The following is a 14,817-nucleotide window of genomic DNA, read 5'->3' as shown; positions in this document are numbered from 1 at the left end:
ATTCCCTAAAATGTGCGTTTTTTCCGGTATATTTTCTCGCGTTCACATACCACTTCAAATTTATCAACGACATCAGAAAACCTGATACTTTCCTTGGAACCCAGACAGAGGAAACCGCCTGGACACAAACTATCACAGAACAACTGTAACACCCTGTTCTGCAACTCCCTATTGAAATAGATCAATACGTTACGACAAAAGATAATGTTCATTTCACCAAATACACCGTCTGTTACCAGGTTATGAGGCGAAAAAAGAACTTTATCCTTAAGCGAACTGTTTATCGCCACGTTATCATAATCGGCGGTGTAATAATCCGAGAAGGAGCCCGTTCCTCCCGCTTTCTGATAATTTGCCGTGTATTCGCGTACGAGATCCATCGGGTAAATACCCTGTTTCGCCTTTTCAAGGATCCGCTCGTTGAAGTCAGTCGCATAGATCTGAACGCGATCCTTAACTCCCTCTTCCTCAAGTAAGATCCCCATTGAATACACCTCTTGCCCCGACGAACAACCGGCATGCCACACTTTGATAAATGGGTAGGTTTTAAGGTGTGGGATCACGGTATCGCGAACTTTTTGGTAGAACCAGGGATCTCTGAACATCTCAGTGACATTGATAGACAGATCGAGCAGCACCTTGTTAAAAAACGGCTCTTCACGGATCACCCGGTGCTGCATTTCAGAGAAGCTTCTCAGCCCCTCATGAGCTCGTCTGTTCTCCAGCCGCCGCTTGGTATGTGCGAACGCATAATTGCGGAAATCATAGCCATATTTACGGAATATGGCCTCTAGCAGTAGCTGGATCTCCAGCTGCTCATCTGAAATTGTTATTGTGTTAGACATTAGTACAACCAAACCCTCAACATAGATAGCAGCTTGTCGGTATCTACCGGTTTAGCAAGGTAATCACTTGCCCCCGCTTCGATACATTTACTGCGGTCCCCCTTCATTGCCTTGGCTGTCAGCGCAATAATCGGCAACTTAGCAAACTCGCGCTGCTTACGAATTTCTCGCATCGCTTCATAGCCATCCATCTTCGGCATCATAATATCCATCAATATACCGTCGATATCATTTTCCTCTTTGAGCTTGTCGAGGCATTCTAGTCCGTTTCTGGCTATCAGCACTTCCATACCTTTCTCTTCCAGCACACTGGATAACGCAAAGACATTACGCATATCATCATCCACCAGCAACATGGTCTTGCCGTTAAGCACTGCTTCCTTGTCATGGATCATCTTCAGCATGTCTCGCTGCTCATCAGGCAGGTTGGCTTCGACTCGGTGCAAGAACAGCGCAGACTCATCGAGCAAACGTTCTGGCGATTTTACCCCTTTGATGATAATACTCTCGGCGTAGTAATTGAGCTCCTTCTCTTCATCGCGGGTCAAGTCACGGCCGGTATAGATAATAATCGGGACACGGGCTGCCGTTTCACTTTTACGAATGCACTCTAGCAAATCAAAGCCAGACATATCCCCCAACCCGAGATCCAGCACCATGCAGTCGTACATACCATTTTCCAACTCCTGCAAGGCTTCGGCACCCGATCCGACAGCAGTGATGCTGACATCTCCGTCGCCAATCAACTCTCTGATACTTTCGCGCTGGACATCGTCATCTTCGACGATAAGCAAACGACTAACCGGCTTGGAGATAATATCTTCAATTTTGCCGAATGCTTTATCCATCTTATTGATATCGACTGGTTTAGTCAGATAACCAATTGCACCCATTCGCATCGCATCCAATGTACTGTCATTGGCCGACATAAAGTGCACCGGAATATGACGCAGCTCGGAGTTGTCCTTCAAACGCTCCATCACCGTCCAGCCATCGATACCCGGCAAACCAATATCGAGAATAATGGCGCTCGGTTTATAAAAATCGGCATAGTGGAGGCCAGATTCCCCATCTTCGGCAACGATACACTTGAAGCCCCGTTCCCTGCCGAAATCGCGCATCACTTTGGCAAAAGCGCAATCATCTTCGATAATGAGCAGGCTCTTCGAGTCAGCCGTTATCTCTTTACGATCATCATCGACAAACTCATTCTCCAGCGGGTGCAATTGCAGTACCTCTGTACCATGTATTGGTGGAAGAGGTTGTGGCTGTGGTCTGTGTTCCACAACTTGCGGTTCAGCCGTCTCTGGTTCCTTGACCAGGTGAATAACCGACGCCATTTCAGTGCTCACTTCCGGTTCCGGGAGCTCATCTATCTGTGTCACTTGCTCGGCCTTGGCAAGCGGCAGCACGATAGAGAAGATACTCCCTTTGCCTTCTTCACTTTCCAGATAAATTCGCCCCCCCAGCAGATGAGTCAGCTCTTTAGTGATAGACAACCCTAGCCCTGTGCCGCCGTAATTTCGGCTGGTACTGCCATCGGCCTGCTGGAATGCCTGGAAGATGGCTAGCTGTTTCTCCTTGGCAATACCGATCCCGTCATCTTTGACCGAAAACTGGATCAAAGACTCAGGTGTCGCATTGAGCGGTTTGCAGACTTGCGCTGAAGGCCTTGATATTGCCAGCTGTACCGCTCCTTCATGAGTAAACTTGAAGGCATTGGTCAGCAGGTTACGTAAAATTTGCTGCAGGCGCTGAGAATCGGTTCGCAACGATTTAGGTACATCATCAGCAATATTCAGCTCAAACGCTACGCCCTTTTCACCCGCAATATCTTTGTAGATACGATTAAGATCGTTGATCAGGCCATCAATTCCCACATCCTCAATAAAGAGGTCGATCTTGCCCGCCTCAATCTTGGAAAGATCCAGGATCTCATTGATCAGAGAAAGCAGATCCGAGCCGGACGAATTAATCGCATTGGCCGATTCAATTTGCTTATCGGTCAGGTTACCTTCTTTGTTATTGGCAAAGAGCTGGGAAAGAATGAGGATGCTATTCAGCGGCGTTCTCAGTTCGTGAGACATATTGGCCAGAAACTCTGACTTATATTTACTCGCCACTTCCAGCTCGCGGGCTTTCTCTTTGACAACTTCCTGCGCCTGAACCAACTTTTCGTTCTTGGTGAGCATCTCGCCTTTTTGCTCTTCCAACGCCTTGGTACGCTCTTCCAGCTCCTCATTGGTCACCCGCAGCTCTTCCTGCTGGGCCTGCAATTCAGCTTCAGATTCTTTGAGTACTTTAGCCTGCTCCTCAAGTTCCTCGTTACTTACACGCAGTTCCTCCTGCTGGGTTTGCAACACTTCTTCGGACTTCTTAAGCGCATAGGTTTGTTCTTCCAGCTCTTCATTGGTTACCCGCAATTCTTCTTGCTGGCGCTGGGCTTTCTCTAACAGCTCTCGGATCACCTGACGGTTGCTGGCAGCATTGAACATGATGCCGGTATTGAGGATCACCTGCTCGACAAACTGCCGGTGCAGCTGAGTAAATTGCTCTGTGGAGCCAAGTAATACCGCACCCAATAACTTGTTATCCAGGGTTATAGGGATGGCCATGAAGTTGTTCGGCACCACTTCACCGGCACCGTAATTGATAGCAGGGACGTTATCAGCCACGTTGGTGAAAGTAATCACTTCCTTTTCCAGTGCGGCCTGACCGATCATACCTTCACCCAGCTTAATGTGATTGAAGTTACCGCGGCGATCAGTAAATGCGTAGCTGGCCTGCAACTCAAGGGAATCTTCACTAGCCAAATACAACGCACCGAGCTGGGCTCCCATATGCTTACTAAAAAAAGTAATAAATCGAGTCGCAAGGTCAGTTGTTTCCAGATCACCACGCAGCTGATCATCAAGGGACTCTTTACCTGACTTAAGCCAATGCTGCTCCTGAAGGTTACTCGCCATATTATTCAGCGCTTTGGCCAAATCACCCAGTTCATCTTTTTGCGGCAACGTCAGGCTTGTTGTTAACTCGCCTTTGGCAATAGCCTGGGCAAACCGCATTCCTTCAATCAAAGGCTGGGTAACTGCACGTGAGATAAAAAAGGCAGCAATAACGATCACAGAAAGCAACAACCCGCCCACAACAAGCATCGTCTGATAGATCTTATAAGTAGGCTGAGTCACTTCATTCTCGTTCATCTTCGAGATCAGGTACCAATCAACACCCGGCGCATTCACCTTGTTATAGCTCACCAATACAGGCACACCAGCACTATCAATATAGGTATCAAATCCACCGTTGAAACCGTTTTCCACGGCTTCGTGCCAATAATCAAGAGGCGGATCCACCGAATAACCTACGACATGGCGACCGTTGCCCATGGTTTCCATGTTGCTACGAAATTCGTAACTACCATCTTTCTTGCTGACACCAATTAAGTAGGATTCGCCGGTCAGCCCCATTCCGATACGAGAATCAACAATACGGGTGATAAGCTCTGCCGACAGCTGTAGCACCAGTACACCTGTCACTTTCCCGTTTTGATCAGAGAGCGGCTGGGCGATAAAAGAGGTTTCAGTACCGTTGAGCGGTTCGTAAGGCGAAAAGTCAATAAAGGCAACCTTTCCGGTATCAGTCACTTTGCGCCAGGCTTCGGCCAATCCACTGCGGCGGTAGATACCATTGCTTAGGTTTGTCCCCTGAATTCCGGTATCGGAAAGGGAGAACATGACATGGCCGTGTTCGGCACCAAGAATATAGAGATCGCTGTAACCGTAAGCTTCAACATAGTCTTCAAAATGGGGGATATAACTTTCGGTTAGCAGGGCATATTCACGAGTCCGGACATCTAACGAGCCTGTCGACTGGGCATCAACATCTTGCTGATACTGGTTTAACCTTTGTACCAGTTCAGTCACACGTTCAGAATCTGCAAGGACGCTAATATCAGCCAAACGTTCATTGAAGAAATCTTCAATATTGCCTTTTCTAATGGATTGAATAGTGGTCAGTCCATCGAAGGATTTATGAATCAAAGCATCAGCAGCCAGTTTGCTACTGAAGTAGACCGCTATCACCATAGGGATAACGCCAGTTACTACCAGTAACCCCACCAGCTTGGGGCGAATACGAAAATCAGCAAAGCGAATCATTGTTACTCCATCAGAGCATTAAAAACGATCGGCTATACAATTAGATACAACTTCACTGTCGTTCAATCCATCGAAGGCAACACAAGCTTAACCAGACATGTCAACGAATTGTCACTCTATTCCAGTCAGGCATCGATCATTGAACAAATGTAATATGAATTCCGTAGAAATGTGATTCAGGCACCCTGCTGCTCCATCAAGATATCAACCGAACATCAGGCTATCTCATCCCCTACATCAATCGCATAGCCAAGGTGAATGAATGTACCACAAACCGTATACAAATTCTAAGCAAGCGACTGTAATTACATATAATTAGGTAGGTATTGATAAGATAACCAGTTTATTTATCTTTCATAGCTATTCATCAAATATGGCTAAAAAATTGAATCAAGTAGCAAATTTGCTTCTGTCTGAACAATACCGTCAATAGAGCGGATGCGTCCCAGCAAAGCACCTAATAGCGTCAGATTTTTGGCTTGGATCTCAGCGATAAGATCCCAATGACCATTGGTATGGTGAAGAGACAAAATCTCAGGAAAATGATGAAGTTGCTCTAGCACTTTATTCTCGTCCTTAGCCACCACACTGATACTCATGATCACCTTAACCACGCTCTCATCCGCGTCTTCTTTTAGTTTCACGGTGTAACCGAGAATAACGCCCTCTTTTTCGAGCTTACTGATCCGGTTTTGAACAGTTGCCCGCGAAACGCGTAGTTCCTTGGCAAGGTTAACTATTGGCATACGGGCATTTTTTCGAAGCAACGACAACAACTGCCTGTCAGTATCATCCATTTTACTCATGAGTTAACTCCCTTTTGATCAAGGCACTATCATATCGCCATATACGACTGACATTATGTCAGCTATGTATAATATTTTGTACATATAGCTGGCTTTTTGTTGGCTCCAATGAGCAGTAAAATGCACACGATCAAGTCAATATGAGTTAAGTTTATTATTGGAGTAAGGGATGACGTTATTTTTAGATGTAACAACGTTGGGCTCACTAGTAGATGAGCGCGGTACTGATGGCTTCATGGCCGGACTTCTTGAATACATGAAGAGTGATTTTTGCCGCTGGGAAGAGTTTGACAAATCGTCTCGAACGGCAGCACACAGTGATATCGGTGTTATTGAGTTAATGCCGGTTGCCGATAACGTCAACTACGGTTTTAAGTTCGTCAACGGCCATCCTTCGAATCCCTCCGTGGGCATGTCTACGGTAATGGCCTTCGGTGCCCTTGCAGATGTGTCGACGGGTTTTCCACGATTACTCTCGGAGCTAACCTTATCTACGGCCTTGCGTACCGCGGTAACATCGGTAATGGCCGCCCAGGCTTTGGCTAAACCAGAGGCCCAGTCAATGGGGATGATTGGGTGCGGCGCGCAAAGTGAATTCCAGGCTATCGCGTTTCACACTATTCTAGGGATCAAAGAACTGCGGATTTTCGATATCGATCCCGAGGCAATGGATAAAGTTGTCGAACACCTGAAAGACTACCCTGAACTGACCGTCATTAAGGCACCTTCGGCCAAAGCCTGTGTCAAAGGTGCCGATATTGTCACTACCGTTACAGCTGACAAAGCCTACGCCACTATTCTGACCCCGGACATGATTGAGCCCGGTATGCACATCAACGGCGTCGGCGGTGACTGCCCGGGTAAAACAGAACTCCATTTAGATGTACTCCTGGCCGGTAAGATTTTTGTTGAGCACGAGCCGCAAACCCGTGTAGAAGGCGATATTCAACAGCTACCTGCCGAACATACAGTTAATCCGTTGTGGAAGGTAATTGCCGGGCTGGAACAAGGACGCGATAGTGCAGAGCAAATCACTATCTTTGATTCTGTCGGCTTCGCCCTGGAGGACTTCTCAGCCCTTCGCTATATCTACGACCAGGCGGTAGAAGTTGGTATCGGAGAGAAGATTGAGCTGATCCCACAGCTAAATAATCCTAAAGATTTATTTGGGTTAACTAAAGCTCAGAGAGCAGCAGCTATCAAAGAAGTCGCATAAATCACAACCATGCCCCCCAAAAGGCACTACATTGTCAGGAGAGGCTCCCCTCTCCTGCCTTCCTGTCACCAGCTAATAAGCAATGATAGCCTTGTAAGCACAGATATCGAAAAGTATAATTACTATCAGTAAGTTATGACGACAGATTTTATTCAGCAGTATTAAGGTACGCAATGTCAAAACGTATGGATAAAGCGGCAAGAAGAGAGCAGCTTTTATCAATAGCAGTATCGATTATCGAAAGCCGCGGTGCAGAAGCATTAACACTCGCCTCGGTTGCGGAAGAGGCCGGAGTCACAAAGCCGATTGCGTACAACCACTTTGAAACTAAAGAAAACCTGTTAAAACAAATCTATCAAGACATTGATAACCGCTTGATTGAATCAATACAAACCGCGAAAAAATCAAGTAACCAGTCAATCGGCGATATTGTTGCTATTCTTTGTGAGTCCTACTTTGACTGCATGCAAGTAAACTCAAAGATTTACGGCCTTACCATTGCTGCACTAAAGTGTTATCCAAGCAATGTTGACCTTTCGCAAAATATTCAAAACTTCTTTGTTAAAGCCTACTCGGAACTTTTTCAACTGCCAGTCTCTGGCAATAACTATCAAAACCGTTTAAAGCTGATTTCTGTTTACGGACTCATTGAATCAGTAGGTGAGGCTGCAATTGCAGGCCTAATCCCACAAGAGGCGGCATTAAGCTACTTAAAAGAAGAGGTTCACCATATTCTGACTAAGTAAACACCGGAAAGGAACATCGACTCAATTAGCTGCAAGCTATCAACTTACGCTTGCAGGTTGCACCGTCAGGCTTATACCCACTTTGCCAAACTACGTTATTGAAAAATAAAATTACACTCACTTCTCTTCTCATCTAAGCATCTTCATGATGTTGATCAAAGATTAATTAATAATCAGCTCAACAAGCATAACTCAACCTATTCATATCGCCAAAATAGTATACCAATCACACTTTTCGCAAGTTACCAGTAGTAACATCAGCCTTAAAAATTAAGTTACCATTGGTAAGATGGCTATATTCCCTGTCTTAAATCCCTATACGCTGATATTAATCTGCAGATAAGACATTGAAGGTTAGCTATCTTTTTAGGCATGAAGAGGTATTTAACAGTATAAAATTTCACAAGTACATTTCGAAAGTTAATTCTCATAATTAAAAGATAAGAGTGAAGGTTCAACATGGAACAATCTTCTATATGGTTAAGCATATTGTCGTATCAATCCGCAATTTCATGGTTATTGATCGCTAGCATTGTGGGTGTCGCCCTGCTGATGGGCCTATTTGTATTCATCAACGGAACATCAAAACTTGAGAGTGGTTTTACTGGCAGGCTAATCCAGCGCTGGTCAATTCGAAGCGTTATAGTCCACTGGTTAGGTGCAATCCCTTGTTTAATATTGATTTTTACAGGTGTCGTAATTGGCGCTGGAAAAGTCATTTTCGAGCCTGGAAGTACTCACTGGGCAGCCGCTGTCAAACTATCTTCAACATTACATGAGTTAGCTGTTTTCCCTTTTATGGCCGGTGCGCTCCTCATGGTTATTATGTGGTGGAAGAAGCAGCTATTTAAAAAATATGATATTGACTGGTTTATTAAAGCAGGAGGCTATATAAATTTTGGTAAAAAACAGCATCCTGATGCGGGTTTTGCTAATGGTGGCGAAAAACTCTGGTTCTGGGTATTTACCATTAATTTTATTATCCTCTCTGCAACAGGCTTAATGCTCTTTTTCTCAGAGATTGCCCCCACGCCTGAAAATGCCCCTATGGTCATTTCACTTCATATTATTTCCGCGATGATTATCGGCGCATTTGCCATTGTTCATATATTCATGGCAACCGTTATTTCCGAGGGTGGTTTAAGCAACATGATCACAGGTAAATGTGATGAAAACTGGGCAAAGCAGCATCACAATCGCTGGTACAAAACAATAAATAAAAATAGTAATGAGGTGGAAAAAAATGGATAGACGTAAGGCGATTAAGTTACTCGCTGGCGGTACCACGGTTTCATTGGTTTCAGCCTCACCCGTCATTGCATCAATAGTCCCGAGCAGCTCTGACAACAATCACAAAAAACTGGCTATGGTCATCGACCTGCGTCGCTGTAACGGCTGTAAAGCCTGCGTCACTGCCTGTGGCCAAGAAAATGGCACGGAACCTGATGAACACCGGACCCAGGTACATCAAAGCAGTACTCAAATTAACGGCAAAGAATATACCCTCAACCTTCCACTGCTTTGTAATCAATGTGATAACCCAGTTTGTACCAAGGTATGCCCGACCGGAGCCACGTTCAAGCGCAAAGAAGACGGAATCGTCGTCGTCGACTCCACGGGCTGCATCGACTGCAATTTCTGTGTCTACACCTGCCCGTATGACGGTGTTCGCTTCACCAACAGCAAAACAAAAACCGTAGATAAGTGTAACTTCTGTATTCAACGAACTTCAAAAGGCTTTCTTCCCGCCTGCGTTGAAACCTGTACCGGCGGTGCCCGTGTGTTTGGTGATTTGAATAACCCCGACAGTAATGTCTCCAAATTACTCAAACAACACGAAGCATTGGTGCTGCAATCAGACAAGAATACCCAGCCTAACGTTTTCTATATCGGCTTGACGGCAGCAGAAAGTGATCACCCGTATAGCTTAAACTCGAATCTTACATGGCAGCGCTAATTATGGACCGAAGACAATTTTTAAAAGCAGGGGCTGCTACAGCTATCACTGGCGGACTGGCAGGCAAAGCAACCGCAGCGACAGGTAACCACGATCATGACATCAGCCGCTACGCCCCATTAAGCCCCGAGCCTGAATTCATAGTAGGGCCTGATAACAAGCTGGCCAACAATCCGGACCAGCGCTTTGCGTTTACCAAATGTTTTGGTTGCTATAACGTCTGCGGTGTTCGCATTCGTATCGACAACAAAACCGGTAAGATTCTGCGTGTATGCGGTAACCCTTACGCCTTATCCACTCAGTCGGGCAGCCCCATTGCCATGGAAGTCTCGCCTCAGGATGCGATGCAGAAATTAATTGGCGAAAAGGGTAACGAACACCGGGCCACACTTTGTGGCAGAGGAAATGCGGTTCCTGATGCTATCACCGATCCACGACGCGTGACTCAGTGTTTGAAACGTGTTGGAAAACGAGGTGAAAACCGCTGGCAATCAATTTCCTACGAGCAACTTGTAAAAGAAGTCGTTGAAGGCGGCAATCTCTTTGGTGAAGGCCATGTCGAAGGCCTGGCACAGATCCACGATGATAAAACCGTTGCCAACCCAGAGTATCCGGACTTTGGTCCTAAGAAAAACCAGCTACTGATGACAGGTTGTTCAGAAGACCCAGCCCGGTGGGGCTTTTACACACGTTTCTCGGAAGCGTCCTGGGGGACACCCAATATTGGTAACAAAGACTCATACTGCGGCCACCAGCAAGTCGCCGGATGTGCATTGGGCGTCGAAGACGGAGCCAACAGTGGTGCCCTTCCAACGACCGATTTTGAGCATTGCGAATTCGCAATATTTATCGGCACCAACCCCGGGCTCAGCGGTATAAGCCTGAACTCCGCCTCCAAGCGATTGGCTGATGCGCGAACACAAAACCCTAACTTCCGTTATGTGGTCGTCGATCCTATCCTTCGCTCACTCACCACATCATCAATGCCAGATAACTGTGAATGGGTCCCTATCCGTTCGGGTGGCGATACTGCACTGATGCATGCCATGATGCAGCACATCATCAACAATGAGCGCTACAACAAAGCCTATCTGGCTTCCTGTAGCCAGGAAGGCGCGTACAAAGCTGGTGAAATCAACTATACCAATGCCCCCTACCTGGTCGTCACCGACAAGAAACATCCCCTTTACCGTAAATTCCTCACAGCCGAAGCCTGCGGCAAAGGCGATGCGGATACCCAAATGGTGATAGACGCTGCAAGTCAGCAGCTAACTACATCTGACAGTACAAAACCTTGCAACATTAAGTTCAGTGGCACAATTAAGACAGAGGACGGCCAGAGCGTTAAAGTAGAAACAGCCTTCTCACTACTGGCAAAACGTGTCAATGAATACTCTATGGCTGAATACGCCAATGAGTGCCAGATCCCTGTAGACAAAATCAAAGAGCTTGCAAACGAGTTCAGCTCACACGGCCGTCGTGTCTCAATCGAGACCAATACCGGCTGTAACGCCAGTGATGGTGGCCAGTTCGGGTTCGCCATGATCATGCTCGCGACACTTGTCGGGGCCCATAACGCCAAAGGCGGGATGCTGCACACCGGCAGTATGGGGTTTGAGAACACTTCTCCGCTCTACGACATGATGGCCTTCGAACACGCACACGTCAGCGGCTTTAATGTTGAACGCTCGGGCGACTACCGGCAGAGCAATGAATACAAGGAAAAGGTCAGCAAGGGAGTCAATCCATTCCCGTCAGATCACCCTTGGAACGAGACTTTCGTTCAGGACAATGCCGGGGAGCTACTTGTTGCGCATGCCAATGGCAATCCGTTCCAGTTCAAGGCCTGGATCGCGTGGGCCAATAACCCTCTCTATGCCTGCTCTGGCCTGAAGGACCAGGTTGAAGAGTCCATCAAAGATCCTAAACAGCTAGGCCTGATCATCGCATCAGACCCGTATATCAACGAAACCAATATCTACGCCGATTATTTTGTTCCGGATCTGGCCCAGTACGAACAGTGGGGCGCTTCTCGCCAATGGGGAAGCGAATTAATGGGGGATGTTGTATCCTTCCCGATTATTACGCCGAGAACACCACTCAATGCTGAAGGCAACCGAGTCTGTATGGAGCAGTTCCTGATTGACGTTGCCAAGCATCTCAATTTACGCGGATTTGGTGAGAACGCTTTCAAGGATGCAAAAGGAAATGCAAAAGCGATCCACACCCCAGAAGACTACTATATCCCGGTACTCGCCAACCTGGCACACAGTGATGAAGTATTGCCTACCCCGACAAAAGATGACATCAAGTTCACCAGTGTCGATCGCATTTTCCCGCTACTCACCGAGCGATTAAATGCAGAGGAAATTGGGCCGACCATGTTCCTGTTTACCCGGGGAGGCCGCTATTACCCGGTAGACAACCGATACGAAGGCGAATTCTTTAACGAGATGATGCGGTGGGATGCGCAGTTCCAGGTGTATAACGAAGGGCTTGCACATATTACCAACTTCCACTCCGGCGAATACCTTGACGGTTTACCGGTCTGTGACAAACAAAGATTCTGGGACGGCACCGCCATTCGAGAGCTTTGGAACGAGAAAGACTACCCGTTCTATTTCTCGACGTTCAAACCTCAACTGCGCAGCCCGTACTCTGTGACACTCAAGGGCATTACAGCCCTGGGCGAGTCAAACTTTATTCAGATGAATAAATCTGATGCGAAACAGTACGGGCTCACATCCGGCGACAAGGCGAGATTAACGTCCCCTAAAGGCACTTTCATTGAAGGCATCGTTCAGGCTGACAATACCGTTTCGAAAGGCTGTATAGCGGTACCGCTTGGATATGGTCATACCGCCTTTGGTGCAAGTGACATCACCATAGACGGCAATACCCTTCCGGGGCTTTCTGAAAGAAAAGGGGGCATGGCCGTTAATGCCTTTAACGCCGTAGACCCTACCCGCCAAGGAGCCAGCCTGTATCGTGATGTAACCTTTGGTTCAACCGCCCGCCACGGGATCCCTGTTGCGATTGAGAAGTGCTAATGGCCTGGTGATGTGTTAATCGATCGATTAACCACTTCAAAGCCGCTCGATTTAATCGGGCGGCTTTATTTCAATAAATCAGGTTCACTCACGATATAGCAAACACTTACTACCCTGCAGCTCTCAAGCGAGTGAATACCGTCCTGTTGTCTGGACAATCTACGTCAACAAACACAGCTCAGCGTTACCTTCCTGTTACCCGGCCTTGCTTAACATAGCCTTGTCCATAGGGTACAAACAAAAGGAAAGGCTTATGTTCAGTTCTCCTCGCAAACTTCTCAATATTGCTATTTTGTGTGCTTCAGCCGGTTTAGTGGCATGTTCCGCCGACTCGACATCACCCGCATCAAATTCCAACGCGACTACAACGAAAACGGCGAATATACGAGTCCCGGCTGAGTGGGAGCCACAAGCAGCCGTTTGGATGCAGTACCCGGATCAATGGGAAGCAAAAATGCGGCCGGCGTTTGCTCGGATCGTTTCAGTTATTCAGAAATATCAGCCAGTGCATATGCTTACCCGTACACAAGAAGAAAAAGACCAAGCCCAGCAGCTTATGGCCAGCCTTAGTGTTACAGAAGCAAACCTCGAGTGGCATATTGTCCCCATCGACAACGCCTGGATGCGTGATAATGGACCCATCTATGTCACTGACGGCAACAGCACCTGGATTCAGAACTGGGGCTTTAACGCCTGGGGCGGCAACTTCGGCGGCGATGTAGGTTATACCAAAGACAACCTTATCCCCGACTATGTCGCCAAGCAGCTCAGCGTCAAATCTGAACAATATCTTGATTACATACTGGAAAAAGGTAATGTCGAGGTTAACGGAGAAGGTATTCTAGTGATCAACTGGGACTGTCAGGACAACCGTAACCCCGGAATGACTCAGCAAGAGCATGAAGCAATCCTGAAAGAAAAGCTTGGTGTGCACACGATCATCTGGGCTTTCGGGCACTACCCCGGTGAAGGGACCACTGGCCACATTGACGGCACAGCAAGGTTTGTAAATTCAAACACACTCGTCGTAACCGTTCTTGATGACAGCAAAACTGACGACCTATTAGTTAGCGATGCAGAGGCTGCCGGGCTTAATGTTCTGCGCTATGATGGCAACCCTAACTGGTTAGTCGGTAACGGGTTTGTTGCCGCCATGGCCGATGAGCAAACACAGTACAATGCGAGCCTTAAAACCCAGCTTGAATCTTTCTATCCGGGGCGGGATGTTTTCCTCATCGAGACCTCCGATATTGCCAACGCCGGGGGTGGTATTCACTGTGTGACCAACGACCAACCTGTCATCTAATCAAACGGAGCCGCAACAATGCAGATATTACTTGTCGAAGATGATATGGACTTGGCAGAATTGATAATCGAGTATCTTGAAGCTGAAGCCATCGAATGTGATATCGCATATAACGGCTCCATGGCGCTCAATCTTATTGAAGAGAATACTTATCAAGTCATTGTCTCTGATGTAATGATGCCAAAAATGGACGGCTTTACGCTGTTAGAAAAACTGCACAACAAGAACATTCAGATACCTTGCCTGATGCTTACCGCGCGCAATAAGCTCGAAGACAAGCTCACTGGTTTTGAAAAAGGTGCCGATGATTATCTCGTCAAACCTTTCGAACTGGCCGAGCTCACTGCGCGCATCAAAGTCTTGGCGCAACGCACTCAGCCGCGGGGCAATAAGATAAAAATATCCGATTTAGTTCTCGATTTAAGGGAGCGCCACGCTTACCGGGCAGGAAAGCTACTAGCACTAAGTGCGGCAGAATGGCAGTTGCTTGAAATCCTCGTCAAACACAGCCCTGCCGTTGTATCTAAAGTCGACATCGAAGACCATATCTGGGGTGGCGACGCACCTTCCAAAGACGCTCTCAAAATGCTGATTTACAGATTACGCAAAGTAGTCGACTTGCCGGAGGTTAGCCCGCTTATCACTACCGTTCGAGGGCGTGGTGTGCTGATAGCGTCACCAGAGGATCAAGCTCAATGTTAAGCCGCAGTATTAGCCGATATATCTCACTACAG

General features: G+C 47.1%; 10 protein-coding genes. 7 read left to right on the top strand and 3 right to left on the bottom strand.

Features of this window, described 5'->3' with window-relative positions; genetic code table 11:
• Nucleotides 1-5: 5 nt before the first annotated feature.
• The 3 genes from EIZ48_RS01530 to EIZ48_RS01520 form a co-directional block, all read right to left on the bottom strand.
• Nucleotides 6-845, bottom strand: a complete 840-nt coding sequence (locus tag EIZ48_RS01530) for a CheR family methyltransferase (protein ID WP_075761931.1) — start codon at nucleotides 843-845, stop codon at nucleotides 6-8.
• Nucleotides 845-5,002, bottom strand: coding sequence for a response regulator (locus EIZ48_RS01525; RefSeq protein WP_160648358.1), 4,158 nt, complete (start codon nucleotides 5,000-5,002; stop codon nucleotides 845-847). Before EIZ48_RS01525 ends, EIZ48_RS01530 begins: the two co-directional genes overlap by 1 nt.
• Before the next feature lie 377 nt (nucleotides 5,003-5,379).
• Nucleotides 5,380-5,808 carry an Lrp/AsnC family transcriptional regulator gene (locus EIZ48_RS01520; protein WP_192928419.1) on the bottom strand — a complete coding sequence of 143 codons (429 nt, stop codon included), beginning with the start codon at nucleotides 5,806-5,808 and terminating at the stop codon, nucleotides 5,380-5,382.
• A gap of 169 nt (nucleotides 5,809-5,977) precedes the next feature.
• Between EIZ48_RS01520 and ocd the strand changes: the two genes are divergently transcribed.
• From ocd to EIZ48_RS01485, 7 genes are all read left to right on the top strand, one after another.
• Entirely contained in the window at nucleotides 5,978-7,024 is a 1,047-nt protein-coding gene (gene ocd, locus EIZ48_RS01515) for an ornithine cyclodeaminase (RefSeq protein WP_160648357.1), read from the top strand.
• Between the two features lie 173 nt (nucleotides 7,025-7,197).
• A complete protein-coding gene (locus tag EIZ48_RS01510) occupies nucleotides 7,198-7,770 on the top strand; it encodes a TetR/AcrR family transcriptional regulator (protein ID WP_160648356.1) in 573 nt (190 codons plus the stop codon).
• A gap of 459 nt (nucleotides 7,771-8,229) precedes the next feature.
• Entirely contained in the window at nucleotides 8,230-9,021 is a 792-nt protein-coding gene (locus EIZ48_RS01505) for a formate dehydrogenase subunit gamma (protein WP_160648355.1), read from the top strand.
• Nucleotides 9,014-9,727, top strand: a complete 714-nt coding sequence (locus tag EIZ48_RS01500) for a 4Fe-4S dicluster domain-containing protein (RefSeq protein ID WP_160648354.1) — start codon at nucleotides 9,014-9,016, stop codon at nucleotides 9,725-9,727. Before EIZ48_RS01505 ends, EIZ48_RS01500 begins: the two co-directional genes overlap by 8 nt.
• Nucleotides 9,728-9,729: 2 nt before the next feature.
• Nucleotides 9,730-12,777, top strand: coding sequence for a molybdopterin dinucleotide binding domain-containing protein (locus EIZ48_RS01495; protein ID WP_240152826.1), 3,048 nt, complete (start codon nucleotides 9,730-9,732; stop codon nucleotides 12,775-12,777).
• Between the two features lie 253 nt (nucleotides 12,778-13,030).
• Nucleotides 13,031-14,083 carry an agmatine deiminase family protein gene (locus EIZ48_RS01490; protein WP_160648352.1) on the top strand — a complete coding sequence of 351 codons (1,053 nt, stop codon included), beginning with the start codon at nucleotides 13,031-13,033 and terminating at the stop codon, nucleotides 14,081-14,083.
• 18 nt (nucleotides 14,084-14,101) lie between these two features.
• Complete coding sequence (locus tag EIZ48_RS01485) at nucleotides 14,102-14,785, top strand: response regulator transcription factor (RefSeq protein WP_160648351.1); 684 nt, start codon at nucleotides 14,102-14,104, stop codon at nucleotides 14,783-14,785.
• Nucleotides 14,786-14,817 lie beyond the last annotated feature (32 nt).

The organism is Photobacterium alginatilyticum (assembly GCF_009910675.1).
In the GTDB taxonomy this organism is placed as follows: Bacteria; Pseudomonadota; Gammaproteobacteria; order Enterobacterales; family Vibrionaceae; genus Photobacterium; species Photobacterium alginatilyticum.
Note: the sequence above shows the minus strand (reverse complement) of the source record. Positions and strands in the feature narration are given on the sequence as shown.

Coding starts and splice junctions, on each gene's coding strand:
- EIZ48_RS01530 (WP_075761931.1), bottom strand. CDS start 845: ATGTCTAACACAATAACAATTTCAGATGAGCAGCTGGAGATCCAGCTA.
- EIZ48_RS01525 (WP_160648358.1), bottom strand. CDS start 5,002: ATGATTCGCTTTGCTGATTTTCGTATTCGCCCCAAGCTGGTGGGGTTA.
- EIZ48_RS01520 (WP_192928419.1), bottom strand. CDS start 5,808: ATGAGTAAAATGGATGATACTGACAGGCAGTTGTTGTCGTTGCTTCGA.
- ocd (WP_160648357.1), top strand. CDS start 5,978: ATGACGTTATTTTTAGATGTAACAACGTTGGGCTCACTAGTAGATGAG.
- EIZ48_RS01510 (WP_160648356.1), top strand. CDS start 7,198: ATGTCAAAACGTATGGATAAAGCGGCAAGAAGAGAGCAGCTTTTATCA.
- EIZ48_RS01505 (WP_160648355.1), top strand. CDS start 8,230: ATGGAACAATCTTCTATATGGTTAAGCATATTGTCGTATCAATCCGCA.
- EIZ48_RS01500 (WP_160648354.1), top strand. CDS start 9,014: ATGGATAGACGTAAGGCGATTAAGTTACTCGCTGGCGGTACCACGGTT.
- EIZ48_RS01495 (WP_240152826.1), top strand. CDS start 9,730: ATGGACCGAAGACAATTTTTAAAAGCAGGGGCTGCTACAGCTATCACT.
- EIZ48_RS01490 (WP_160648352.1), top strand. CDS start 13,031: ATGTTCAGTTCTCCTCGCAAACTTCTCAATATTGCTATTTTGTGTGCT.
- EIZ48_RS01485 (WP_160648351.1), top strand. CDS start 14,102: ATGCAGATATTACTTGTCGAAGATGATATGGACTTGGCAGAATTGATA.